This is a genomic window from Acinetobacter sp. ANC 5414 (assembly GCF_013004295.1).
Lineage (GTDB): Bacteria > Pseudomonadota > Gammaproteobacteria > Pseudomonadales > Moraxellaceae > Acinetobacter.
Genome location: NZ_JABERM010000001.1, coordinates 223,401 through 246,816 on the forward strand (window position 1 = coordinate 223,401; position 23,416 = coordinate 246,816).

Sequence of the window (23,416 nt, forward strand, 5' to 3'; positions counted from 1 at the left end):
TACAACTTGTTATGTTCTTTTTGGATATAGTTATCGTAAGATTAGCGAAGCTCGATGTACGCGGGAAATGCGTACATGCTTCAAAACATCAACTTAATAAGTCCTCCAAAATAAAGGAGATCAGGCATGATCCACGCTGGCAATGCCATTACCGTCCAAATGCTTTCGGACGGAATTGCAGAATTCCGCTTTGACTTACAAGGTGAGTCGGTCAACAAATTTAACCGTGCAACGATTGAAGACTTTAAAGCGGCAATTGACGCTGTTAAAGCCAACAGCGACGTTAAAGGTTTAATCGTTACCTCTGGTAAATCAACATTTATCGTAGGTGCAGACATCACTGAATTTGGTGATAACTTTGCTCAAGGCGAAAAAGCAATTGTGGATTGGGCGATGCCTGTTCACGAAATCTTCAACAGCTTTGAAGATTTAGAAATTCCTAAAGTTGCTGCAATCAATGGTATGGCATTGGGCGGCGGTTTTGAGATGTGCCTGGTATGTGACTACCGTGTCATGTCTGAAGCTGCTCAAGTCGGCCTGCCTGAAATCAAACTCGGTATCTACCCGGGCTTTGGTGGTACGGTTCGTTTAAGCCGTTTGATTGGTATTGACAATGCGGTTGAATGGATGGCGATGGCTAATCCTAAACGCCCTGATGCTGCACTGAAAGACGGTGCTGTTGATGCGGTGGTTGCTGCTGACAAACTTCAAGCAGCCGCAATTGACCTGGTTAAACAAGCCATTGCTGGTCGCCTAGACTGGAAAGCAAAACGTCAGGAAAAACTCGATCCAGTTAAACTCAGCCCAATCGAACAGATGATGGCGTTTAACTCTTCTAAAGGCGTGGTTCTTGCGAAAGCAAACCCTGCTCAATACCCTGCGCCTAAACTTCTTCTTGATTCTTTACAAGCGGGTGCAAGCCTTCCACGTAATGAAGCATTAAAAGTTGAAGCGGAAGGTTTCGCTAAAGCTGCGGTAACACCACAAGCGGGTGCATTGATTGGTTTATTCCTCAATGACCAGCTGGTGAAAAAAACTTCGAAAAAACATGAAAAAGGTGCACATCCTGTAAACCAGGCGGCTGTTCTAGGCGCGGGTATCATGGGTGGCGGTATTGCTTACCAAGCGGCAAGCAAAGGCACACCAATCATCATGAAAGACATTGGTAACCCACAATTGGCGTTAGGTATGTCTGAAGCGAACAAATTGTTGACCAAACAAGTTGAACGCAAAAAAATGACCCCTGCGAAAATGGGTGAAACGCTTGCTCGCATCCGCCCGACTTTAAGCTTGGAAGAGTTTAAAGAAGTGGATATCGTGATCGAAGCAGTGACTGAGAATCCGAAGATCAAAGCTGCGGTTCTTGCAGACACTGAAAAATCAGTTCGTGAAAACACCATCATTGCATCAAATACCTCTACGATTTCAATCACACGTTTGGCAGAATCGCTACAACGTCCTGAAAACTTCGTCGGTATGCACTTCTTTAACCCAGTTCACATGATGCCGTTGGTTGAAGTGATCCGTGGTGAGAAAACATCAAGCGAGGCGATTGCAACGACTGTGGTTCTTGCTCAGAAAATGGGTAAAACACCAATCGTAGTCAACGACTGCCCGGGCTTCCTGGTAAACCGCGTATTGTTCCCTTACTTCGGTGCGTTTGACTTATTGCTTAAAGATGGTGCTGACTTCCAGCAAATCGACAAAGTGATGGAAAAATTCGGCTGGCCAATGGGTCCTGCTTACCTGATGGACGTTGTCGGTATCGATACCGGCGTTCACGGTGCAGAAGTCATGGCTGAAGGCTTCCCTGACCGTATGAAACCGGACTTTAAAGGTTCGATTCAAACCATGTACGAAGCAAAACGTCTAGGTCAAAAGAATGACGTTGGTTTCTACAAATACGAGTTAGACCGTAAAGGTAAGAAAGCGAAAAAAGTTGATCCTACAGCGTATGAATTGATTGCATCTGTAGTGACTGGCGAAAAACGTGAATTTGACGCGCAAGAAATCATTGACCGTATGATGCTGGCTTTCTGTAACGAAACTGTTCGTTGCCTGGAAGACAACATTGTCGCGACTGCATCAGAAGCGGACATGGCGATGATCATGGGTGTAGGTTTCCCTCCATTCCGTGGCGGTCCAGCACGTTACATCGACCAAACTGGTGTTGCTGAATATGTTGCGCTTTGCGACAAATATGCACACTTAGGTAAAGCTTATGAAGCGCCACAAATGTTGCGTGACATGGCTGCTAACAACAAAAAATTCTACGGTTAAGGAGCAACGTGAATGGCTACTTTAAATCCACGTGACGTTGTCATCGTTGATGGCGTACGTTCAGCAATGGGTAAAACCAAAAACGGTATGTTCCGCAATGTACGTGCTGACAGCTTATCTGCTGAGTTAGTTCGTGCCTTGGTTGCTCGTAACCAGTTTGATGTCAATGAAGTTGAAGACCTGATCTGGGGTTGTGTAAATCAAACCCTAGAACAAGGCATGAACATTGCCCGTAACATTGGTTTATTGGCAGACTTACCTAAAACGGTTGCAGGTCAAACAATTAACCGTCTGTGCGGTTCTTCAATGCAGGCAATCCACGCTGCGGCGGCGCAAATTGCAACTAACCAGGGTGATATCTTCATCATCGGTGGTGTAGAGCACATGGGTCACGTTGGCATGATGCACGGCATCGACATCAACCCTGAAGCGTCTAAACACTATGCAAAAGCATCTAACATGATGGGCTTAACCGCTGAAATGTTAGGTCGCATGAATGGCATCACTCGTGAAGAACAGGATGCGTTCGGTGTAGAATCTCACCGCCGCGCTTGGGCTGCAACACAAGAAGGTCGTTTCAAAAACGAAATTATTGGTGTTGAAGGTCACGATGCAAACGGTTTCAAAATCCTGTGCGACATCGACGAAGTGATTCGTCCAGATGCTAACCTTGAAGCGTTCCAGACTTTACGTCCAGCATTTGATCCGAAAGGCGGTACAGTGACTGCAGCTACATCTTCAGCATTGTCTGATGGTGCTTCTGCAATGTTATTGATGTCTGCTGAACGTGCGCAAGCTTTAGGTCTTAAGCCACGCGCTGTAATCCGCTCTATGGCGGTTGCAGGTTGTGATGCAGCAATCATGGGTTACGGTCCAGTTCCTGCAACGCAAAAAGCGCTTAAACGTGCTGGCTTGTCGATTGCTGACATTCAAACTTTTGAATTGAACGAAGCATTTGCTGCACAAGGTTTGTCTGTTCTTAAAGGCTTAGGTATTTATGACCAGCAAGACCGTGTGAACTTGAACGGTGGTGCAATTGCGCTTGGTCACCCATTGGGTTGTTCTGGTGCACGTATCACAACGACTTTGCTGAACGTTATGGAACAGCAAGATACACAAATCGGTCTTGCGACCATGTGTATCGGTTTGGGGCAAGGTATCGCAACGATTATCGAACGTGTTTAATTCTTAAATACCTAGATAAAAAGAACCCCGCTTATTGCGGGGTTTTTTATGTTTTGAATTTTAATAGATCTGTTTCATAAATCAAAAAGTAAACATTAATTGGCAGTGAAATTAATATTGAAGGTTCCTTCTCCCTTGGGGAGAAGGTTAGGATGAGGGGATGTTTTAATAAAATCCTCACCCTCTTGCGCGTAATTACGCTCATCCTAAAAAAGGAGAGGGAATTTCCATTGTGAATTAAATATTTTCTAAAAAATTAAAATCATAATATTTTCAAGTAACTATTATTAAACTTTCTGCGCCAATAACGTTGCAAAATGCTGTTTAATCCGATTTCCTTGCTCATCGACCCGATGCAACTCACCGACATTTTCATTGTATTTAATAATGTTCCATCCCTCGTAAAGCGCACTTAACTCGCCTGCTTTAAACGTAAAAGGAAAGTCAGGCTGTGCAGGAATATCATCGGTATCCATCGCGCACACAATCAGGTTAAAACCATTCACATTAGTCGCTTGTTGCATCTGTGCAATCAGAGGTTTCACCGTTGGTGCTTCCAGAAACATCATCACCACAGTACAGCAAATAAAGTCATAATGACCGGTAATGCTTTGATCTGCATTTAAATCACGTTGTTGCACCTGAATATTATCAATCTGCTCAGCCTGAATAATCTGTCTTAAGGTTTGCAGGCTATTTTCATTGACATCCCAGGCATCTACCTCAAAACCATGCTGACTTAAATACAGCGCATTACGCCCCTGCCCGCAGCCTACATCCAAAGCCCGCCCACCTTGCAAATACGGCGTAGCAGCCAGAATTTCCGAGTGCGTGGGTGAAAGCTGATATTTTTTAGTGAAGTAATCCTGTGGCTGACAGTAAAACTTGAGCTGACATTCAATGTCATCACTGGCAGAAACAATCTTATGCCAGGCCTGCGGTTCAATAAAGCGAGGTTGCTGCTCTGGGGTAAAGACATGCTGAGACTTTACGGCTCCCGACTCTTCCAGCATGGCAAAATGCAGCTCACCTTTTAATACGGTCAATTTTGCCCAGGTACCGGCTTTGGTATTGTGCTGATTTTTAAAACCTTGCGGAATACTCTGCTGTGTCCAGACAGGAAGTTCTTTATAACAAATAAGCTGTTGCATAAAAGGCTGCGCTCCAAATGATCAATGATCTGTCTGAAATCAATTCGCTGACGATGTTTTAGCATAGCCCGTTCAACCGCAGATTGAAATAAGCTGCTTACATTCCATTTTGCAGAACCCATGCCCGATCAAAAGCAAAAAACTGCCCGGTACGGACAGTTTTTTGAGGGGACTTTAAAAAGTTAGATAAAAACATTTTTACTGCAACAGTTCTTCGCGCAACCATTCCATATATTTTTCTTTGTCCATAAAGTCGGGGGCGCTACCGGTGTCCAAACTGTAATACTGTCGATTAAACTGAATCACAATCTGCTCGGTATGATGCCAGCCTTCAATCATTTCAAAGTATTGATTAAAGAAAAAACGATTTTTACCCCTGTTGTTTAAGCTTTCTAGTTTTGGATAGTTTTTATTAGCAACAAACTCACTATACACATGCTGAATATCATCAAAAACATGTATGGTTTTCATGACTCACCTGCCTAGATTTTATGTTGTGATTTTTGCGACCGTTTTAATCTAGCAATAAAATTTGAACAGCAGATGACAGCACTATTGCAAAACTGTCATGTTTAAAAGAATGAAATGCGTTTCTTCAACTACATAATGGCTTTTCTGGACAAAAACCAAAGCTTGCAACCCATTCAACATCAATAATAAAAAATTAAATCATGAGCATCATCAAGAATATCCATTGCTATTCCATCAAACCTGGATGGGACTACAAACTCAAACATATGTAACCACTCTGCAACATCCTGTTATCACTCTGTAAATTTAGTTGAATATTCACACAACCAAACCTCATTAAGTCCTTCACTTTAAAAAGATCAGTATCTCAAGCGTTAATATAAAAAGTACAAAATTTCTCTTTATTCTCACAATTGAGTAATCATCATGAATACGATTAAAACTACTCTGGCTATCGCTTTGGTTGCAGCGACTACATCTGCTATGGCTGCGACCACTGTAGAAGCAACTCCAGCGGCTAAAGTTGCTGCTGCAAAAGCACAAGTAAAAGCAGATACCATTCACACCGCCAGCACTGTTAAAGCTGCAGCCGCAATAACAAAAGAAAAAGCTCAAGTTAAAACAGAAATTGCTGCAGAAAAAATAGTTGCTGCAAAAAATGCAGCAGTCGCTAAAGCGGTTAACGTAAAAGATGTAACTGTGACTAAAACCGTAGCGGCTAAAAATGCAGTTGCAGCTAAAACTGTTGCGACTAAAGACGTGACTGTTGCTAAAGCAACTGAAGCAAAAGATGCTTCAGTAGAAAAAGCTGCCGAAGTGAAAGATGCAATTGTTGCTCAAGCGATTGAAGCAAAAGACGCGACTGTTGAAAAAACTGCTGAAGTTAAAGAAGCGACTGCTGAAAAAGCGGATGCTGTTAAAACTGAAGTAAAAGCTGAGAAAAAATCATTCTTCTCTTGGTTTAAAAAATCTGCTGCTTAATCTGCGATAACGCATTTTAGCCGTAAAAAAGGATGCTATTGATGAGCATCCTTTTTTAGTGATAAGGAAAAATATTTGTATCTGAATACTGCCTAACTAGCGAATGCCATTATTCGGTATCGTTCTTCGCTGTTGTTGCAACTCTCTGATTGCTTCATTTAGCGAAGTATTTTCCAAAACACCCAATGAAAGTTGCTCTCGAGCAATTTGCACATTGGTTGCGTTACGGTCTATACCAAAATTCGCGAGTATAATATACAAGCCTTCTCTTGGATCAGCTGATTGCAAACCTTGTGCAATGGCCAAAACATATTGCTGCAATGCCAGTGGCAAGCTGTTGATATCTGGCATTGGTCCATCAGGCACAAGATCTATCGTCGCTACAATAGTAGGATCAACAACAAAGTTTTGAGTATCCCTCTGGATCTGCATAATGCGATGCTGCAAAGCTCTCATTTCTTGAGGATCTTCTTTATATTGAATTAGGCGTGTGGTTTCAGCTCTTAACTCAGATTCTGCTAAGGGACTTAATCCAGGGGCATTCGCCATATCGGCAAAAGTAGAGGAAATGGAAAAACTTCCGGCAATCGCTACAATTGCGCAGGACAAATTTTTTAGGAGCTTCATGGTAGTTCTACTCAACAATGAATTGAAGTAAACAAACAACCGTCGACACCTGTAATTGTATAGCGTATGCGCCTTTCAGCCAGTTGCCCCTGACCAGTGGTCTTGCGGGACATTCTAACTTTCGTTAAAAAACCATCTCATTTCCCATCTTAAAAAACATCAGACCTGCTGTTATAAAAAAGCTGTACGCTGGATCATGTTTCTATAAATCAGATTTTTATCTCCTCCTGCTTATGCTGTCCTGCCGATATAAAACCTCTACCACAATCGTTATTTTTCTCGCATTCCAACGCGTAAAAATACAGGAAATGTTACATCTAAATTTTCAGGCACAGCTTGTAAAGCGTTTGAAATGAGTTGAAGCGGATCATGAGCATTTCTATCTTGATAATGCTTGAGCGCTGACCATGTTTTTAAATAGCTGAGCAGCTGCTGTGGTGACCATTGATATTGCAAATGCATCTCTGGTACAGCCTGCTCATGAAAAGGAAATGGAATGGTTTGATACAACTCATTAATATAATGGTGCTCACTGTCCCAATAGTCGTTTAAAGTGTCAAAGTACAGTTGTTGAACCAAACTGTTAATCACAGCATCCTGCACCTCAATCAGGCCATAATCAATGGCAGCAAATACACTTTGCGGTTTAAGCACCCATTTGACTTCTGTATAAAATGCATCAAAGTCAAACCAGTGAATGGCTTGTGCCACGGTAACCAGATCAATAGATTGTGCAGGAATACTGGTCTGCTCGGCCGCCTGCACCTGATAGCTGACATTTTCAAAATAAGGCGCTTGCTGCAACTGTGCTTCACTGATATCAGTTGCGATCACATAATCGAAATACGGGGCTAATAATTGGGTGAATTGTCCAGACCCTGCTCCACAGTCCCATGCAAACGCCCGTCCTGTAACATGCTTTAAAATTTCTTTCACAATTTGGATGGAATAATTTGGGCGGGCTTGTTTATAGCGAAGACTCTGATTGGAAAACAGGTCTTTCATTGAATGATTCTCAAAATATTCCTTAATTCAATCAATCACCTGATCAATTTTAAAACTGGTTTAGGTATCATTGGTAAATCTTAACACGCAGCCATCAGTTGTTACTCTATGCGTATTTGCGACTGGCTGAGCACATACTTGAGTAATCACAGGTGAAGATGATGACTGTAATTCACATGCTGAACAGTCCTGACTCGCACCGCCACAAGCATTGGCCGCTTTTTCACTGCGACAAACATAGGTTTGTGAACCGAAGGTAAAAGTTTGCTCAAAAGAAGAGTTGAAGTGATCTCCGCCGCCACCACTACAAGCCGTGAGTAACACCGATAAAAAAGTGAATACGGGGAGCACCATTCTTTTCATTTTTTATTATCGAATTGTTATTACTTTGATTCTATTAAGAAATAAAGCTCAATCTGTAGAGATGTAAAGCAAGAAAAATTGTTACTTTTTCGGTGTCATAACATCAGGTACAGAAAAATTATTAATAGACTGTTCAAGCGTACCAATGCTGACATTGTTCAGGTCGATCTGTATATGCATACCACGGTCAATATGTTGCATACTGTTGCTACTGTCGATCTGCACATTACCACGTTCGATATGTCGCATACTGTTGCTACGGTCTATACCAAAGGGTTGCAACATAATATACAAGCCTTGTGTAGGATCACTCGACTGTAAACCCTGAGCAATACTCAATACATACTGTTGTAGTAAGGGGGATAACGAATTCAGGTCTGGTTGTGGTTCTAAGGGCTGAATGTCAAGATTGGCAATCATATGGCTGTCGATCATAAAGTTTTGTGCTTCACGTGAATTACGAATGACTTGATGCTGTAATGCACGGAGATTTTTTTCCTCATTCTGATATGGCACAATCCCTGTTTCTTTACGTAATTCTGGCTCAGCCAATACTTTTAGTGTTGGCAAGATCACAATGTCATCAGCGTGGGCCATCATGCTCCAAGTACAACCTAATATCAGCATTAAAGCAGAAATTTTTATAAGATTCATAAACTTGACTCGCAACGTAATTTCAAGACAATCCAGTTTCACATCATGCAAGAAAAATATTTTTCACTGTAATTGTATACATTACAGCCTACATGAAATTCCATTGTGGCTCACCTTGACTCGGATGAACGGTCTTTCAGCCCAAATCTATTCTTGATATGCAATTTTTCTCGGTGTTTTACTGCACTTTGCATGCAATTATAAATGCCCATAGCCAACAGCTAGACAAAAAAAAACCTCAAACATTGTTTGAGGTTTTTTCAAATATGGTGGCGAGACCCAGGATCGAACTGGGGACACACGGATTTTCAATCCGTTGCTCTACCTACTGAGCTATCACGCCGATGCGGTGTATTAAGCCGTATCTGGCATCAATAGTCAATATAATTCATCACATTTTTATTTGATCGAATATTTTTTACCCAAAAAAAATCCCTGATCGGATCAGGGATTGAAATCTTGAAATAGATTTTGAATATGGTGGCGAGACCCAGGATCGAACTGGGGACACACGGATTTTCAATCCGTTGCTCTACCTACTGAGCTATCACGCCGATGTCGCGTATTAAACAGTTTAAGTGTTTTTCAGTCAAGCAGGTTTTATGCTTTTTTAAACAAGTGTTTATTTTTACAGCAAATCTCAAGTTATTTGCTTATTTTTTATTTAAAACTCAATTTATTATTTAACCCAGTACTATTTTCAGGCATAAAAAAACAGCGCAATGGCTGCTTTTTTATAAGGTATTCAAGCTTAAATTTTTTCTAAATGCGCTAAGCAACGATGAATTGCCCCACATCCCGGTTCAAAAACTTTAACGCCTTTTTCTTCTTCCAGTCGGCAGACTTCGCTCACCAGTCGTTCTGCAACCCCGCGTCCACGGTTAGCCGGATGCACTACAATATTTTCCAAAACTCTACTTTCCCCTTGTCCGGTACACCAAATCGCCCCAATCAACTTAGTATTAAATTCTGCTGTGTAAACTAAGGTATACTGAGCCAAGTTTTGCTCTAGTTGTTCAATGGCATCCTGCCCATCTCCAAATTCCGGGCTGGTGTCATACAGTCGCTCAAGCTGGCTGCGCACTTCGTCATTTTCTAGTGAAGTATAAGCATGTACGGTAATAGGCATTGATTAACCCTCCTGAGCAATCTAATATGCGATGATTTCGTCATCGCGAAAAATTTTTACATCATCATTTTTGACGTTTTTTGAGGAACGTGTCTATGACGCAACGTATCAGTGAAGTGGTAAGAAACACTAACGAAACCAAAATTCGAGTTCGGGTGAATCTTGATGGTACGGGTCAAGGCACCCTCAACACAGGTGTTCCATTTTTAGATCATATGATTGATCAAATCAAGCGACACGGCTTATTCGATATCGATATTCACTGTGATGGTGACCTGGATATCGATGATCATCATACAGTAGAAGACTGCGGGATCACACTCGGACAAGCATTTGCGCAAGCACTTGGCGACAAAAAAGGCTTAAAACGCTATGGTCATTTTTATGCACCACTGGATGAGTCTTTAAGTCGTGTCGTGGTCGATTTATCCGGTCGTCCGGGCTTGTTTATGGATATTCCATTTACACGTTCGATGATTGGTCGTTTTGATGTGGATTTATTCTCTGAATTTTTTCAAGGCTTTGTAAATCATGCATTAATGACGCTGCACATTGACAACCTGAAAGGTAAAAACAGCCATCACCAAATCGAAAGCGTGTTTAAAGCATTTGCACGCGCTTTGCGTATGGCCTGTGAAGTCGATCCACGTGCAGAAAATACTGTTGCTTCAACCAAAGGTACTTTGTAATGACCCGTATTGCCCTTCTTGACTATGGCATGGGAAATTTACACTCTGCAGCCAAAGCCCTGGAACATGTGGGTGCAACTGTAGATGTGACCAATGATCCCAAACTGATTGCCCAAGCCGATAAAATCGTATTTCCAGGTGTAGGTGCCATGCGTGACTGCATGCAAGGCATGCATGAAGCAGGTATTGATGAAGTGGTACGCAATGCCGTATTCAACAAGCCTGTTCTTGCAATTTGTGTCGGCATGCAAGCTTTGATGCAGCACTCTGAAGAAAATGGCGGTACCGATGCGCTGGGCATTTTTGAAGGTGAAGTGAAACATTTTCCAGAGATGGCGGGTTTAAAAGTTCCCCATATGGGCTGGAACCAGGTACATCAGGTCGACCCAAGTCATCCAATGTGGAAAGACATTGAACAGGATGCGCGCTTCTACTTCGTGCATAGTTTCTATGTTGAACCGAAAGATGCTGCTCTGGTCGCTGCAACTTGTGATTACGGTTTAAAGTTCTGCACGGCGCTGCATAAAGACAACCTGTTTGCTACTCAGTTCCATCCAGAAAAAAGCCATACTGCTGGTTTACAATTGCTGAAAAACTTTGTGGAATGGGATATCTAAAGCTCTTCCAACCAGTTTTAAACAAAGCTCACTTCGGTGGGCTTTTATTTTGCCTAAACTCGGAAAAGCGATTAAGCTGAATCATAATCCCCCCTCTATTGATAATTATGGAAGTACCACTGCTTCAAACCTTACCGAGCAAAGAACAAATTCAGGAATTGCCTTTATTTCAGAATCTTCCCTTGCAGCAGATTCATGTGATTCACAGCATTGAACAATGTCTTGCCCTTGAACAAGAGCTGAAAAGCTGTGCATTACTTGGTTTTGATACTGAATCCAAACCCACCTTTAAAGTCGGTGAAGTATCAACAGGACCGCATCTGATTCAATTGGCCAATCACGATAGCGCTTATTTATTTCAGATTAGCCCACAAATTCTAGAATTTCTAAAACCTGTTTTTGAAAATCGGGATCAAGTTAAAGTCGGCTTCGGTTTAAAAAATGATGCACATCTGTTTCGTAAAAAAGGCATTGAGCTGAATAGCGTGATTGAACTGTCTAAATGCTTCTCCGCCTTTGGTTTCCCCAATCCCATGGGGCTGAAAAATGCCATGGCGCTTTTATTTCAGGTGAATTTTCCTAAAAGTAAAAAAATCAGTACCTCCAACTGGGCACGCAAAATACTGACCCCCCATCAAATTCAATACGCGGCTGCCGATGCTTATGCACCGGTACTAATCTTTGAAAAATTACTTGCTTTGGGCTTACTTCCTAAACATATTCCCAACAGTTCATTAAAATTACGCATTCGCCCGAATAAAATAAAAGCTGAAACTGAGGCTTAGAGATTTAGCAATACTTTGCTAAGATGGCACACAACGAATTTAACGAGATTAGGCAAGGAGCGAAAGCATGCTGATCATCCCTGCAATTGACCTGAAAGATGGCAAATGTGTCCGTTTAAAACAAGGCCGTATGGAAGACGATACCGTATTTTCAGACGATCCAGTTGCAACTGCACAGCATTGGGTAAATGAAGGCGCGCGCCGCTTACATTTGGTTGATTTAAACGGTGCTTTTGCCGGAACGCCAATCCATAAACCTGTGGTTGAAGCGATTGCTAAAGCTCAACCTGACCTTCCAATTCAAATTGGGGGTGGTATTCGCTCGTTTGAAACCATCGAACATTACTTGGATGCAGGTGTATCTTTCGTCATTATCGGGACTAAAGCAGTTCAAAATCCTGAGTTTGTTGAAGAAGCATGCAAGAAATTTGCCGGTCACATCATTGTCGGTATCGATGCCATGAATGGCATGGTGGCAACGGATGGCTGGGCAAATGTCACTGATATAAAAGCGACTGACCTTGCAAAACGCTTCGCAGATGCAGGTGTATCGAGCATTGTTTATACCGACATCGCCCGTGACGGCATGATGCAAGGGGTAAACATCGAACAGACTGTGAACCTAGCGACTTATTCAGGTTTGCCAGTCATTGCCTCTGGCGGTGTAACCAATCTTGACGACGTTCGCAACTTAAAAGGCCAACCGGGCATTTTAGGGGCGATTACCGGTCGTGCAATTTACGAAGGCACACTAAACCTTCGTGAAGCACAATCACTTTGGGATGACCAATCTATTTAAGATTTGATTCCTCCTAAAGAGGTCTTCGGACCTCTTTTTTATTTTTTAGATTCTCAAATGAATTTCTCCCTCGTGTAAATATGTCAAATGCTCCTTCCTGGTTTAAAACCAAAGCCCCGCAACTTGCCTTAATTTTGATTACCATGATTTGGGGTGGGTCATTCCTCACTGTGCAATACAGTTTAAATTTTGCCAGCCCGATGTTTTTTGTCGGCTGTCGTTTTGCTGCAGCGATGTTATTTGTCTGTCTTTTTTCCTGGAAAGATTTAAGCGGTATAAATCTGAAAGAAATTGCTGCAGGTGCGTTGATTGGCTTGGTGATTGCCATTGGCTATGGTACGCAGACGATTGGATTGAAAACCATCAGTAGCAGTGAATCGGCTTTTTTAACTGCATTATATGTGCCTCTAGTGCCGATTTTATTATGGCTGTTGTTTCGTAAAACGCCACAAATCATGACTTGGTGCGGTGCAGGTTTAGCCTTTCTCGGTTTAGTATTTTTAACCGGCAATGGCTTTGGTCAAATCCAGCTGAACTTTGGGCAGATCATTACCATTCTCGGTTCAATCGCCATCGCCCTTGAAATTATTCTGATTAGTTTCTTTGCGGGTAAAGTCAATGTTCGCCGTGTGACGGTGATTCAGCTCGGTTTTGCTTCTCTTTTTGCTTTTTGCATGATGCCTGTGGCCGGTGAAACGTGGAATCCATCATTTTCTTGGCCACTTATTATGATTCTCTGTGGACTGGGCTTAGCCAGTGCAGCCATTCAACTGGTGATGAACTGGGCACAACGCGAAGTTGCTCCTTCACAAGCGGCAATCATTTATTCAGGTGAACCGGTTTGGGCAGCATTGATGGACGTATCGCAGGTGAACGTTTAGCTATACTTGCCATTTTAGGTGGGGTATTGGTGGTGCTAGGTGTGATTGTGAGTGAATGGAAACCGAAGTTTTTAAAGAAAAATAAAGAAGTGAATCCTTAAAAATTTAATTGCTCTCTATTACCCTCACCCTAGCCCTCTCCCATAGGAGAGGGAACAAACTAAATTAGGCGATAAAAAACAATGTTCTGCAAGTAAGAAGTAAGCTACCCATTTTTAAAACAATGTTATTTATAAAAAAAGCAGCTTTACGCTGCCTCTTTATGATCAAATATTGTTATTGATACATTGGCTTATTATCATTCAATCGAATAATGCCTTTGATGGCACGATAGACAATCCAGATCCAGGAAATCCCAATAACACTTAGACAGAACGTGGTTGCAATAAGTGCCACACCCGCGAAAAGATCGGTATTTTCACCCGTAAAAAACAAGAAAAAGAACGGAATAAAAGCAATAATATTCCAGAATAAATACCACCAGAAGGTCCGAATTTGCCAGATAAAATGGCTTTCAAAAATAGAGCCGCGTACATCGCTGCGTTTGACATAGTTAATGATTAATGCAATAACCGCCAGTAAGCCACCGGTAAAAATAGCAATAATATAAAGGACATAAAGAATTAAAGTCAGGGTACGATTGGAATCTTGATCTATAGAATAATTCATTGTTATACCTTTTAAAGTAAGCATTCTCTTTTAAAATTTAATGACATTTAAAGGAGAAATCAGCCATAAAATCAAAAGAATGTTTAAGGCTATAGTACAAAAATAAATTTTTCTAAACGGTTGTTTTTGTGTTTTATGGCGCATTTTTTCCTGTGCCAGCCATGCTGTAGGCCAGCCCCCAAGAAAGGATAAAATATGTAAGGTTTGCTCAGGTACACGGCGATTGCCCAGCAGAGCTTCCTCTTTATCTTGGGCATACATCCAGTAAGTCAGGGCATTAATGATGCTGATAAACAGCAACACCATTCCACTCAACATTCCCAATAGGGTGAAAACAGCCAAAGCCAAAATATAACCCACACAGGCGATTTGCATGGGTTTTAATTTTTGTTGTTGTACATTTACATTTTTCGGTTTGGGCAATATTTTTTGTGTTTGAGATGCTTTGAGATACATCACCTGTTGCGCACGAAAACGCCCTTCTCCATCCAACAATACCGTGTATTCAAGTGCACAACCAATAATAGGACGTGGACCTTGACGAGCAAAATCCTTAATGTGTAAAAACACGCGATCTTTCGAGGCATCATTCGGTTGAATAAAACCATAGCCTTTCTCATCAAACCATTCGACTAATCGCCCCTGATCGCGCATTTTTATTTCCTATTTTTAAGCAGTCACAAATTTTAGTCTCTCTACCAGCATATTACGCATCTCTTGTGGATTTTTCTGCAAAATATCATCTCCAGTACGTCCCTGTTGTGCATTTTTTTGTGCAACTTGTAAACGCATCAGCCAAAACCGAGCTGCTGCCATAGCCAAATATATCTCTAAACAGGCTTTTTCATCAGTTGTTAATGGACGTACGGTTTCATACGCTTCCAAGAAAGCTTGTGCCTTAACTTCGTTTAAATATACGTCTGGATACTCGGTACAGAAGTCATTTAAAGTAATGGCGATATCAAACAGAAACTCATCTTTATTCAGTTCGTAAAAATCCAGAATACCTTTTAATTCGTTACCTTCAAACAAGGTATTATCACGGAATAAGTCTGAATGAATAAAACCTTTAGGACGGTTGGGATAGACCGCAGTTAAAGCCTCATACAGACCCAGAACTTCACTCAACAAAATAGCATCCGCAGGATTTAAAGTCGGTTTTAATTCTTTAGCGACTTGTAACCAATAATCATGATTACGATATTCTGCACGTTCTAAAGGAAAATCTTGTAATGCGATATGCATTTTCGCCTGGGCAATGGCAATCGCTTGTGCTTGTTCCACAGTCGATGGCATCGGGTGTTGACCGATCATGCGTGGTGCAATTTGAGCAGGCTTATTTTTAAGCGTATGAATGGCTTTACCCGCATAATTTAACGGCACGGGTACTGCTAAACCATATTTGCCTAAATGCTCAAGTACTGGAACCAATTCCCCTGCGCCTTGCTCATCCATCTCTTCAAATATAGTCAGCACATACTGCGTAGCATTTTTACAAACTAAAAAATAGTTTGTATTCTGAATACCTCCTTGAATGGGAATCAGGTCAATCACCTCTAATCCATAAGGTGCTGCAAAAGCCTGAACTTCCTGTAAAGTCAAAGTGGTATAAACCGACATAGAAAACCTGCAAAAAAACTTACATAATTTTGATAGAATACATTCTCCAACTACCAAGGTGTAGCACCTTCGTGGCGAAGTTTCATAATCGGCTGTTATTTTTGGAAAAAATTATGCTTGCTAAACGTATTATTCCTTGCCTTGACGTAGATAATGGTCGAGTGGTGAAAGGTGTGCAATTCCTTGATATTCGTGATGCAGGCGACCCGGTTGAAGTTGCACGTCGCTATAACGAACAAGGTGCCGATGAAATTACCTTCTTAGACATTACTGCAACCTCGAGCGGTCGTGACACCACTTACCGTACTGTTGAACGTATGGCAGAAAGTGTATTCGTTCCCTTAACCGTGGGTGGCGGTGTGCGTAAAGTTGAGGATATTCGCTCATTACTCAATGCGGGTGCAGATAAAGTCAGCATTAATTCGGCTGCGGTATTTAATCCGGAATTTGTACAAGAAGCATCGCAACGCTTTGGGGCACAATGTATTGTGGTCGCCATTGATGCGAAAAAAACCGGTGAAAATAAATGGGAAATTTTCACTCATGGTGGTCGTAAACCTACCGGTATTGATGCCATTGAATGGGCTGTGAAAATGGCTGAATATGGTGCAGGTGAACTACTGATTACCTCTATGGATGCGGATGGCACCAAATCGGGTTACGACCTCAAGTTAATGCGCCAAATCAATGATCGCGTAAACATTCCGACCATTGCTTCGGGTGGTGTCGGCTGTTTACAACATTTAGCGGATGGGATTTTACTCGGCGGAGCAGATGCAGTTTTGGCAGCGTCTATTTTCCACTTTGGTCAATACACCATTCCAGAAGCAAAACAATATTTAGCAGCACAAGGCATTGAAATGCGTCTTTAATTTTTTGATGTGATCAAGCTTTAAAAGGGTGTTTTAATAACACCCTTTTTTTATTTTAATAAAGCCAGAATAAAATTTGAGATAAAAAAAAGGAGTCTTAGAGACTCCCTATAAACCAAGAAAACTAGAGCGCGTGGTTTCTTGCAAGGTAAAACAAAAGATATATACACTGACTAGGTCAAGTTTGCTTACAACTTAACGATGTGGCAAATATAGAATAAAAAAGCAGTGGAATATTGACCATCAATGCCAAAAATATTGACAATTTACGACATGACTTTAAAAAGTGAGTATTGATCGTCCATTTAAAATAAAAAGATGTTTAAACTCACTAAAATTAAAAATCATAAATGCTAAATCCTTTACTTCTCAACCGATAATGGAAGCACTTTTTCTACCCATTTTGCCGGAAAGTAAGTCTCTGCCACAAAATTCAATACCTTTGAAATAGATTGAGGTAATGCGATGCCCAGCGGATTCTGTTCTTGCAAATCTTTCGATGAAATCACCCGGGTTCCGAGCAGATAGTCAAACCAAGGTTTGGTCACACACCAGTTGGCATCCTGATTAGCATTCATATGATGATCATAATGCCAGGGAATTTTTTTCATTGCCCAGTCTGGCTCTAAATGGGCACGGCGATGAATATAATAATAATTACAGGCACTATAGACTGCAGCCAAAGCCATGCCTTTCGAGACAGGATAAAACATTAAACTGGTGCTCGTCGCCACTACTGCCAGAGAAACGATTTCATTTTTAGTGCGCCAGTTTGAAATGCCTTCGACATAGCCATGGTCATGAAATGCCGTTTTTCGTACTTCACGATGATGCTCCCAATGCGATTTCATACTCTCTGGCACAGGGCTATAACGCGGCTTTCCAGTACGATGCGTACCATGCAGAATATATTTATGTGCAATCCATTCAAAGCCATTGGCCACCACCAATCCAACCAAAAAACCTTTCCACATATCAGTTCTCCTTCAATTGTATTGAATATAGACAATGAACTGTGCTAAATATTGACCCTAAAATAAAATTTCATTGACAAATTACGACAATAAAAAGATCAATATGCAACAACTCAAGGATTACACAGGCTCCGTTTACGGGGGACTTGGACATTTACTTTATGCCTATAGCCAGGCTAAAGGCATAACTATTTCTAAAAAACTGGAACAAATTCAAAACTTGGAACGTTTTGACTTCTGTGTTTGGCGTGACTTACTGACGGATATGCAACAGCATATTCAAGTGCCTGCACTGGGCTTGGATATTGCCGAATTTGTACAACCCAAACATCTCGGTATCCTTGCTTATATTGCGCTGTCCTGTAATACCTTAGGGGAAGTGTTACAACGTTATCATGATTTTCACCGCTTGATTTACGATGGCAGTGCTTTACATGTCAATATGCGGGGTGACTATTTAACCATTGGTTGGGGGGATATTCCCTTTCATATGACCACCCAACTCACCCATGAAATTTCGATCGCCTTGCTGTTTCAGTTTGTGAAACACTTCATGGAATTTGATGATATTCATCTGCATGAAGTTCATTTTGTTCATCCGGCACCGAAAAATATCGCGCTATATGAGCAATATTTCCGTTGTAAAGTTCGCTTTTCACAACCGGTTGCACAAATTGTTGTGCCTGTTTACGAGCTTGCCAGACCTTTTCAGCAAGGTGACCAAACCCTGCAACATCTGCTGATGCAGCAAGCTCAAGCGCTGTTGGACAAGCTTCCCAATTCCACCCAACTGGATCAACGTCTACAACAGGCAATTTTAACCGGCTTACAAAAAAACCTGTATCAAATCGAACCCATTGCCCAGCAATTAAACATGTCGGTACGCCAGCTACAACGCCATTTACAACAACAAGGCACAAGCTATCAACAGCGCATGCAAGAAGTTCGACATCTGCTAGCAGAACAATATTTAAAAGATCCGCATTTAAGCCTGCAAGACATTGCTTTATTGCTGAGTTATTCTGAACAAAGTGCTTTCCAACGCGCCTTTAAACAGTGGACTGGCTCTACACCACAACAATGGAGACAACAACAATATTGCTAAAATCTAATCCCGGTCATACTAGTGTCATGTCTCTTCATCCTGTTGGGATTGAGAAATGTTCAATTACTTCGGTTAATCCAGCACGGAGTACCGGCGTTGCCTTCTTTGCGGAAACAGCTGTGTTAATTCAGCTTTGGCTATTCTGGGTAGCTCCGATTTTTGGTGCCATTGTTGGCGCGCTCATTTATAAAGTAGTGGCCTCGAAAAAAGAGTAAAATATCACCCATAAAAAAGCTCACATCAGGTGAGCTTTTTTATGTTCCATGTGGAACATTTTGTTTTTATAGCTATTTATAAAAATGGATTTTCAATTTCCTGTTCATCTTGACGATCAATTTTCTCCGGCAAATTGGGTTCGTTCTCTAAGGCACTGACCACATCATTTAAAAATGCCTGTAAAGCCTTGGCAGCTTGTAAGCCAGCCTGATCTTTAGTCAACTGCAAATTGCCATAAATACTGACACAATCTTCTTGGTTTTCTAAAGTGAGGTCGTGAATAGCATGCGATTCGGTACCATTTACAAAAGGCTTGAACATTGTATTCTCACTGATCTTTGTTGTTATTTAAAAGGTAGGATGATTTCCCTCATCCTACCTAAAAAAGGCTTATTTCAACAACTGTAAAATGTACTGTAAAAGTCCTTCAATCAATTGTTTAACAATTGAATCTTGAGTATTTGAATCCATCGTTGGTGCCACATTCTTGTTCTCACCCACTGGTGTAGTGGTAGCGGTTGCAGACGAGCTTAGCGAGGAAGATTTAAACTGTTTCTGCAAAGTGCTGAGCGCATCTGCACTGACTTCTTCGGCACACTGGCTTTCTGCGTCCCAATGTGAATAGGCAATTTTCTGCGTCGCTTTGACCGCACTTGCCTTTAATGGCAAATTGTAAGTATTGCGCTTTTGGTCTTCTGTTAACTGAGGAAAAATATTAATCCCAGTGAGATCTTCCAATGCACAGATACTGATCACATGCACTTTTGGTGCAGTATCTTTCAGGGTATTGTCGGCATAGTACACACCTGCAGCCCCTGTTTTTGGCATATATATGGCTTTGTAGGTCGCTGTTGGAACAATGACACCCTTACCAATCGTTTTGAGTTTTTTCGCAGAATATACTGGCCCTGTGACCACATAAACTTCCTGCTTCTGCTTGGTCACAATCGCCCGCGTAGCTTCCTCTAACTCACGCCAGACCTGCTGATTATTTTTAGGCGCTTGCGGCACCATATTGGCGAGAGAAAAACTGTCATATTGCGCAGCTTTGGTGGGCATGTCTGCATTCGGTGCCATATGTCCGCGGTCATAACCTGACGCTTTATAATCCGCTAATGTCGCCTGATGTTCCACTTTGAGTTTGGTTTCTTCATGAAAGCTATCTTCACGTGGAATTTTTTGACTTAAGCGTTGTGGAGTCAAAGCTTCTGCAACCCACAAAGGCGTTTTAGACACCCCTGAATACATTACATTGAAACCATTAAAACACAGTGGATAAGTATTTTTATTGAGACTTTCTTTTGTTAAATAAGGTGGAATATCACGATAAAATTGATCTAGACAAGCCGAATTTGATGAAGATGGCAATGAAACAAATTGCTGGATTTTTTCTTGTCCAAACGCAATCGCAAAACTACTGGTCGCGACCAAACCTAAAATAATTTTTAAACTATTTTGATTTAAAAGTTGAACCCAAGATTTACTGGTTTTACGTTTCTTAATTGCCATTTCTAGATAAACACTCATTTTCCATGAGCTTAACAAGCAGGGAAAATGAAGTATATGTAGCGAAAGTTATTTGTTTAACATTTAAGCAAAACATGGTTAACAAAAGCACAGTTGTTGTAACAGTATGTCTCATTTTCTAAAGCTTTTATAAAGACTCTTAATGGCTTTACGTATGTTTGATTGAAAAACCGATCCTCATTATGACAAGGTAAAAATACGCAAGATTCGGAATTATTATTTCTACGGAGTATTTTATGCATTCGAAGCTGTTAAGTTTAAGTCTCATTACAGGACTAATGAGTGCAACTGCATTCGCAGAACCCGCAATTCAACCTGGCGATTCTTTAGAAAGTTTATCTAAAGTTAAAATGACGACTAGCGTGAATGGTCAAGCAGGTTCGATTCAAGATTTAGTGACAAGTGGTCAAATCCGTATTGTCGATGCAAGCCAAATCGCTGCTGAACCGACTCAAGCTGGATCTGAGACACAAGTACAAACCCATTTAGCTACAGATGCATCACAAGCTGCCGATATAAATACAACAGCAAAACAAACCGCTGAGCCAGCCCAAGCAACGTCTGAGACAGAAGTTCAAAGCACTGCAGCTGCACAAGTGCCAGTGAATGATGCCAATGAAAATATGGCGGCGGTACCGGTGAATACTGCAGAAACAGGTATGAACAATGAAGCTTTTGCGGCTGCACCTGAAACTGCACAACCAAATGATGTGGTACAAGCAGCACCTGAAGCTGATGTTACAGATGCGCCAGTGAATGCCTCTCCAGAAGCTCCGGCTGCAGAACAAACAGAGAACTAATCACTCTCTCGTTTTCAGGGCTTTCATCCTCCAAATAAAAAACCAAGGATTTTCCACCTTGGTTTTTTATTGTCTATCATTTCTGGCCGTTAAATTTCGATTTGACTGCCCAGCTCGACCACGCGATTGGGTGGGATTTGATAAAAATCGCTGACTGGACTGGTATTGCGTTGCATGGAAATAAACAGTTTTTCACGCCACGGAGATAAGCCATCTCCAACTGTATGAATCAGTCGATCACGTGAAATAAAGAAGCTCATTTGCATCATGTCGAAGTCAAAACCTAACTGTTGATATGCCTGTTCCAGTGCCTCTGGAATATTGGGCTGATCTTTAAAACCGTAATACACTGAAATACGATAGAAACGATCATCCAGTTTCTCGACTTTATTACGCTCTTCTTCTGCCACATAAGGAATATCACGGGTGATGACCGTCACCATAATATTCAACTCATGCAGTACTTTATTGTGCTTAATATTGTGCAACATGGCATGTGGCACAATATTTGGCGTACCGGTCAGGAATACTGCAGCACCGGGAACAAAGTGTGTTTCTGCACTCATGCCAATACTTTTGATAAACAGATCGATCGGCAATGCATCTCTTTCCAAACGCGCAAGTACAATTTCTCGTCCTGCTTTCCAGGTCATCAAAATGGTATAAACCACTGCACCAATCACAATTGGTACCCAACCACCGGCAATAATTTTTAATGAAGTTGATGCCACAAAAACAAAATCAATCAGCAAGAAAGGTACGGCAAATAACAAAACTTTCCACACTGGCCAACGCCAAAAACCATAGGCCAGAAATGAAATCAGAATGGTTCCGCAGAGCATGGTCATGGTCACGGCAACCCCATAAGCACTGGCTAGGTTGGCACTATTTTCAAACAATAAAATCAGGATAATCACCGAAATGAATAACACCCAATTGATGAACGGCAAATAGATTTGACCTTGTTCAACATCCGAAGTGTGATGCACGGTTAAGCGCGGCAAATAGCGCAGTTGAATCGCCTGATTGGTCATTGAGAACACGCCAGTAATGACCGCTTGTGATGCAATAACTGCCGCAGCAGTTGCTAGACCAATCATGGGAAATAAAGCCCAATCCGGAACCAGCATATAGAATGGATTGGCAATTGCATCGGGGTTACGGAGCAACAGTGCTCCCTGTCCTGCATAGTTAAACAGCAGACAAGGTAAAACAATGATGAACCAAGCGAGGCGTATCGGTAAGCGACCAAAATGTCCCATATCTGCATATAAGGCTTCGCCCCCGGTTATGGTCAGAATCACTGCACCCATGGTCAGGAAAGCCACATACGGCTGATGGACAATAAAGTTAAAGGCCCAATGCGGGCTCACCATGGTCAATACAAATGGCGTTTGGATAATACTCCACATACCTAGTGCACCAATAGATAAAAACCAAGCCATGGTTAAGGGGCCAAAATATTTCCCCATGGTCGCCGTACCATGCCGTTGTACGAGAAATAATCCAGCCAAAATACCAATCGCTAAAGGCATTAACCATTGGTTAAACATCGGTGTCGCGATACTCAAGCCTTCAATGGCTGACAAGACAGAAATTGCCGGGGTAATGATGCCATCGCCAAAGAACAGCGATGCACCAATAAAGCCTAAAGCAATCAGATAAATCTTTTTGTTCTCGGCAATACGTGAGGTCCGCAGGTTCAATGCCAATAACGACATAATCCCGCCTTCACCATTATTGTCTGCACGCATAATGAGGGTGACGTATTTGAAACTAATCGTCAGCATCATGCACCAAAAGATCAGCGATAAAATTCCAAGCACGGAGGCTTCAGTGATAGCGAGATGGGCGGTGAGGAAACATTGCCGAAGGGCATACAATGGACTGGTACCAATGTCTCCGAATACAACCCCAAGTGCTGCGAGGGTAATCACAGGTAAGGCGGCTTTCTTTGCAGTACTTTGCATATTTTGTCTTCGTTTGTAGACACAATTTTTTCGCCATCATATCACC

The 23,416-nt window shown here is 41.7% G+C and carries 24 protein-coding genes, 2 tRNA genes and 2 pseudogenes; 12 read left to right on the forward strand and 16 right to left on the reverse strand.

Annotated features, from left to right (window positions below; translation table 11 throughout):
• Window positions 1–126: 126 nt before the first annotated feature.
• Together fadB and fadA are read left to right on the forward strand one after the other, a co-directional pair.
• Entirely contained in the window at window positions 127–2,280 is a 2,154-nt protein-coding gene (gene fadB, locus HLH18_RS01110) for a fatty acid oxidation complex subunit alpha FadB (protein ID WP_171545484.1), read from the forward strand.
• Between the two features lie 12 nt (window positions 2,281–2,292).
• Window positions 2,293–3,465: an acetyl-CoA C-acyltransferase FadA gene (gene fadA, locus HLH18_RS01115; protein WP_171545485.1), complete on the forward strand. Its 1,173-nt coding sequence runs from the start codon at window positions 2,293–2,295 to the stop codon at window positions 3,463–3,465.
• Between the two features lie 287 nt (window positions 3,466–3,752).
• On the opposite strand, the gene tehB is transcribed toward fadA, so the two are convergent.
• Together tehB and HLH18_RS01125 are read right to left on the reverse strand one after the other, a co-directional pair.
• The gene (gene tehB / locus HLH18_RS01120) at window positions 3,753–4,616 is read right to left on the reverse strand and encodes an SAM-dependent methyltransferase TehB (protein ID WP_171545486.1); all 864 of its coding nucleotides are present in this window, start codon (window positions 4,614–4,616) and stop codon (window positions 3,753–3,755) included.
• A 198-nt stretch (window positions 4,617–4,814) separates the two neighbouring features.
• Complete coding sequence (locus HLH18_RS01125) at window positions 4,815–5,087, reverse strand: hypothetical protein (protein ID WP_171545487.1); 273 nt, start codon at window positions 5,085–5,087, stop codon at window positions 4,815–4,817.
• A gap of 426 nt (window positions 5,088–5,513) precedes the next feature.
• Here HLH18_RS01125 and HLH18_RS01130 point away from each other — a divergent pair, with 426 nt between their 5' ends.
• Window positions 5,514–6,068 carry a hypothetical protein gene (locus HLH18_RS01130; RefSeq protein ID WP_171545488.1) on the forward strand — a complete coding sequence of 185 codons (555 nt, stop codon included), beginning with the start codon at window positions 5,514–5,516 and terminating at the stop codon, window positions 6,066–6,068.
• Window positions 6,069–6,164: 96 nt separating this feature from the next.
• On the opposite strand, the gene HLH18_RS01135 is transcribed toward HLH18_RS01130, so the two are convergent.
• From HLH18_RS01135 to HLH18_RS01165, 7 genes are all read right to left on the reverse strand, one after another.
• Complete coding sequence (locus HLH18_RS01135) at window positions 6,165–6,695, reverse strand: hypothetical protein (protein ID WP_250852346.1); 531 nt, start codon at window positions 6,693–6,695, stop codon at window positions 6,165–6,167.
• A 270-nt stretch (window positions 6,696–6,965) separates the two neighbouring features.
• On the reverse strand, window positions 6,966–7,700 hold the full coding sequence (locus HLH18_RS01140; protein ID WP_171545489.1) for a class I SAM-dependent methyltransferase: 735 nt from the start codon (window positions 7,698–7,700) through the stop codon (window positions 6,966–6,968).
• 60 nt (window positions 7,701–7,760) lie between these two features.
• Window positions 7,761–8,063: a hypothetical protein gene (locus HLH18_RS01145; RefSeq protein ID WP_171545490.1), complete on the reverse strand. Its 303-nt coding sequence runs from the start codon at window positions 8,061–8,063 to the stop codon at window positions 7,761–7,763.
• A gap of 81 nt (window positions 8,064–8,144) precedes the next feature.
• A complete protein-coding gene (locus HLH18_RS01150; protein WP_171545491.1) occupies window positions 8,145–8,717 on the reverse strand; it encodes a hypothetical protein in 573 nt (190 codons plus the stop codon).
• Window positions 8,718–8,984: 267 nt separating this feature from the next.
• Window positions 8,985–9,060 (reverse strand) — tRNA-Phe (locus HLH18_RS01155).
• Window positions 9,061–9,195: 135 nt separating this feature from the next.
• Window positions 9,196–9,271 (reverse strand) — tRNA-Phe (locus HLH18_RS01160).
• A gap of 197 nt (window positions 9,272–9,468) precedes the next feature.
• Window positions 9,469–9,846, reverse strand: coding sequence for an acetyl-CoA sensor PanZ family protein (locus tag HLH18_RS01165; RefSeq protein WP_131290718.1), 378 nt, complete (start codon window positions 9,844–9,846; stop codon window positions 9,469–9,471).
• Window positions 9,847–9,941: 95 nt separating this feature from the next.
• Between HLH18_RS01165 and hisB the strand changes: the two genes are divergently transcribed.
• The 5 genes and pseudogenes from hisB to HLH18_RS01190 all read left to right on the forward strand — a co-directional run bounded on the left by hisB (window position 9,942) and on the right by HLH18_RS01190 (window position 13,718).
• Complete coding sequence (gene hisB, locus HLH18_RS01170) at window positions 9,942–10,535, forward strand: imidazoleglycerol-phosphate dehydratase HisB (protein WP_171545492.1); 594 nt, start codon at window positions 9,942–9,944, stop codon at window positions 10,533–10,535.
• Window positions 10,535–11,152: an imidazole glycerol phosphate synthase subunit HisH gene (hisH, locus tag HLH18_RS01175; protein ID WP_171545493.1), complete on the forward strand. Its 618-nt coding sequence runs from the start codon at window positions 10,535–10,537 to the stop codon at window positions 11,150–11,152. Before hisB ends, hisH begins: the two co-directional genes overlap by 1 nt.
• A gap of 107 nt (window positions 11,153–11,259) precedes the next feature.
• On the forward strand, window positions 11,260–11,937 hold the full coding sequence (locus HLH18_RS01180) for a 3'-5' exonuclease (protein ID WP_171545494.1): 678 nt from the start codon (window positions 11,260–11,262) through the stop codon (window positions 11,935–11,937).
• Between the two features lie 67 nt (window positions 11,938–12,004).
• A complete protein-coding gene (hisA, locus tag HLH18_RS01185; RefSeq protein ID WP_171528240.1) occupies window positions 12,005–12,736 on the forward strand; it encodes a 1-(5-phosphoribosyl)-5-[(5-phosphoribosylamino)methylideneamino]imidazole-4-carboxamide isomerase in 732 nt (243 codons plus the stop codon).
• Between the two features lie 80 nt (window positions 12,737–12,816).
• A pseudogene (locus HLH18_RS01190) lies at window positions 12,817–13,718 on the forward strand (DMT family transporter).
• A 175-nt stretch (window positions 13,719–13,893) separates the two neighbouring features.
• Here HLH18_RS01190 and HLH18_RS01195 read toward each other — a convergent pair.
• Genes HLH18_RS01195 through HLH18_RS01205 form a run of 3 tightly spaced genes read right to left on the reverse strand, consistent with a single transcriptional unit; the run spans window position 13,894 to window position 15,906 of the window.
• On the reverse strand, window positions 13,894–14,286 hold the full coding sequence (locus HLH18_RS01195; protein ID WP_171545495.1) for a DUF4870 family protein: 393 nt from the start codon (window positions 14,284–14,286) through the stop codon (window positions 13,894–13,896).
• A 30-nt stretch (window positions 14,287–14,316) separates the two neighbouring features.
• The gene (locus tag HLH18_RS01200) at window positions 14,317–14,940 is read right to left on the reverse strand and encodes a DUF1294 domain-containing protein (RefSeq protein WP_171545496.1); all 624 of its coding nucleotides are present in this window, start codon (window positions 14,938–14,940) and stop codon (window positions 14,317–14,319) included.
• Window positions 14,941–14,955: 15 nt separating this feature from the next.
• Complete coding sequence (locus HLH18_RS01205) at window positions 14,956–15,906, reverse strand: homoserine kinase (RefSeq protein WP_171545497.1); 951 nt, start codon at window positions 15,904–15,906, stop codon at window positions 14,956–14,958.
• A 113-nt stretch (window positions 15,907–16,019) separates the two neighbouring features.
• Here HLH18_RS01205 and hisF point away from each other — a divergent pair, with 113 nt between their 5' ends.
• Window positions 16,020–16,778, forward strand: coding sequence for an imidazole glycerol phosphate synthase subunit HisF (hisF, locus tag HLH18_RS01210; protein ID WP_171528235.1), 759 nt, complete (start codon window positions 16,020–16,022; stop codon window positions 16,776–16,778).
• Window positions 16,779–17,140: 362 nt separating this feature from the next.
• Here hisF and HLH18_RS01215 read toward each other — a convergent pair whose 3' ends face one another.
• Complete coding sequence (locus tag HLH18_RS01215) at window positions 17,141–17,752, reverse strand: sterol desaturase family protein (protein ID WP_171545498.1); 612 nt, start codon at window positions 17,750–17,752, stop codon at window positions 17,141–17,143.
• A 103-nt stretch (window positions 17,753–17,855) separates the two neighbouring features.
• Here HLH18_RS01215 and HLH18_RS01220 point away from each other — a divergent pair, with 103 nt between their 5' ends.
• Complete coding sequence (locus HLH18_RS01220; protein ID WP_171545499.1) at window positions 17,856–18,857, forward strand: AraC family transcriptional regulator; 1,002 nt, start codon at window positions 17,856–17,858, stop codon at window positions 18,855–18,857.
• Between the two features lie 65 nt (window positions 18,858–18,922).
• Window positions 18,923–19,072: pseudogene (locus tag HLH18_RS01225) on the forward strand (aquaporin); the annotation flags it as partial.
• A 76-nt stretch (window positions 19,073–19,148) separates the two neighbouring features.
• Here the strand turns inward: HLH18_RS01225 and HLH18_RS01230 are convergent.
• Together HLH18_RS01230 and HLH18_RS01235 are read right to left on the reverse strand one after the other, a co-directional pair.
• Window positions 19,149–19,394: a hypothetical protein gene (locus tag HLH18_RS01230; protein WP_067725561.1), complete on the reverse strand. Its 246-nt coding sequence runs from the start codon at window positions 19,392–19,394 to the stop codon at window positions 19,149–19,151.
• Window positions 19,395–19,463: 69 nt separating this feature from the next.
• A complete protein-coding gene (locus HLH18_RS01235; protein WP_171545603.1) occupies window positions 19,464–20,582 on the reverse strand; it encodes a DNA/RNA non-specific endonuclease in 1,119 nt (372 codons plus the stop codon).
• A gap of 254 nt (window positions 20,583–20,836) precedes the next feature.
• Between HLH18_RS01235 and HLH18_RS01240 the strand changes: the two genes are divergently transcribed.
• Window positions 20,837–21,400, forward strand: coding sequence for a prolipoprotein diacylglyceryl transferase (locus tag HLH18_RS01240; RefSeq protein WP_171545500.1), 564 nt, complete (start codon window positions 20,837–20,839; stop codon window positions 21,398–21,400).
• A gap of 89 nt (window positions 21,401–21,489) precedes the next feature.
• Here the strand turns inward: HLH18_RS01240 and HLH18_RS01245 are convergent, their stop codons facing one another.
• Window positions 21,490–23,370 carry a potassium transporter Kup gene (locus HLH18_RS01245; protein WP_171545501.1) on the reverse strand — a complete coding sequence of 627 codons (1,881 nt, stop codon included), beginning with the start codon at window positions 23,368–23,370 and terminating at the stop codon, window positions 21,490–21,492.
• Window positions 23,371–23,416: the final 46 nt, after the last annotated feature.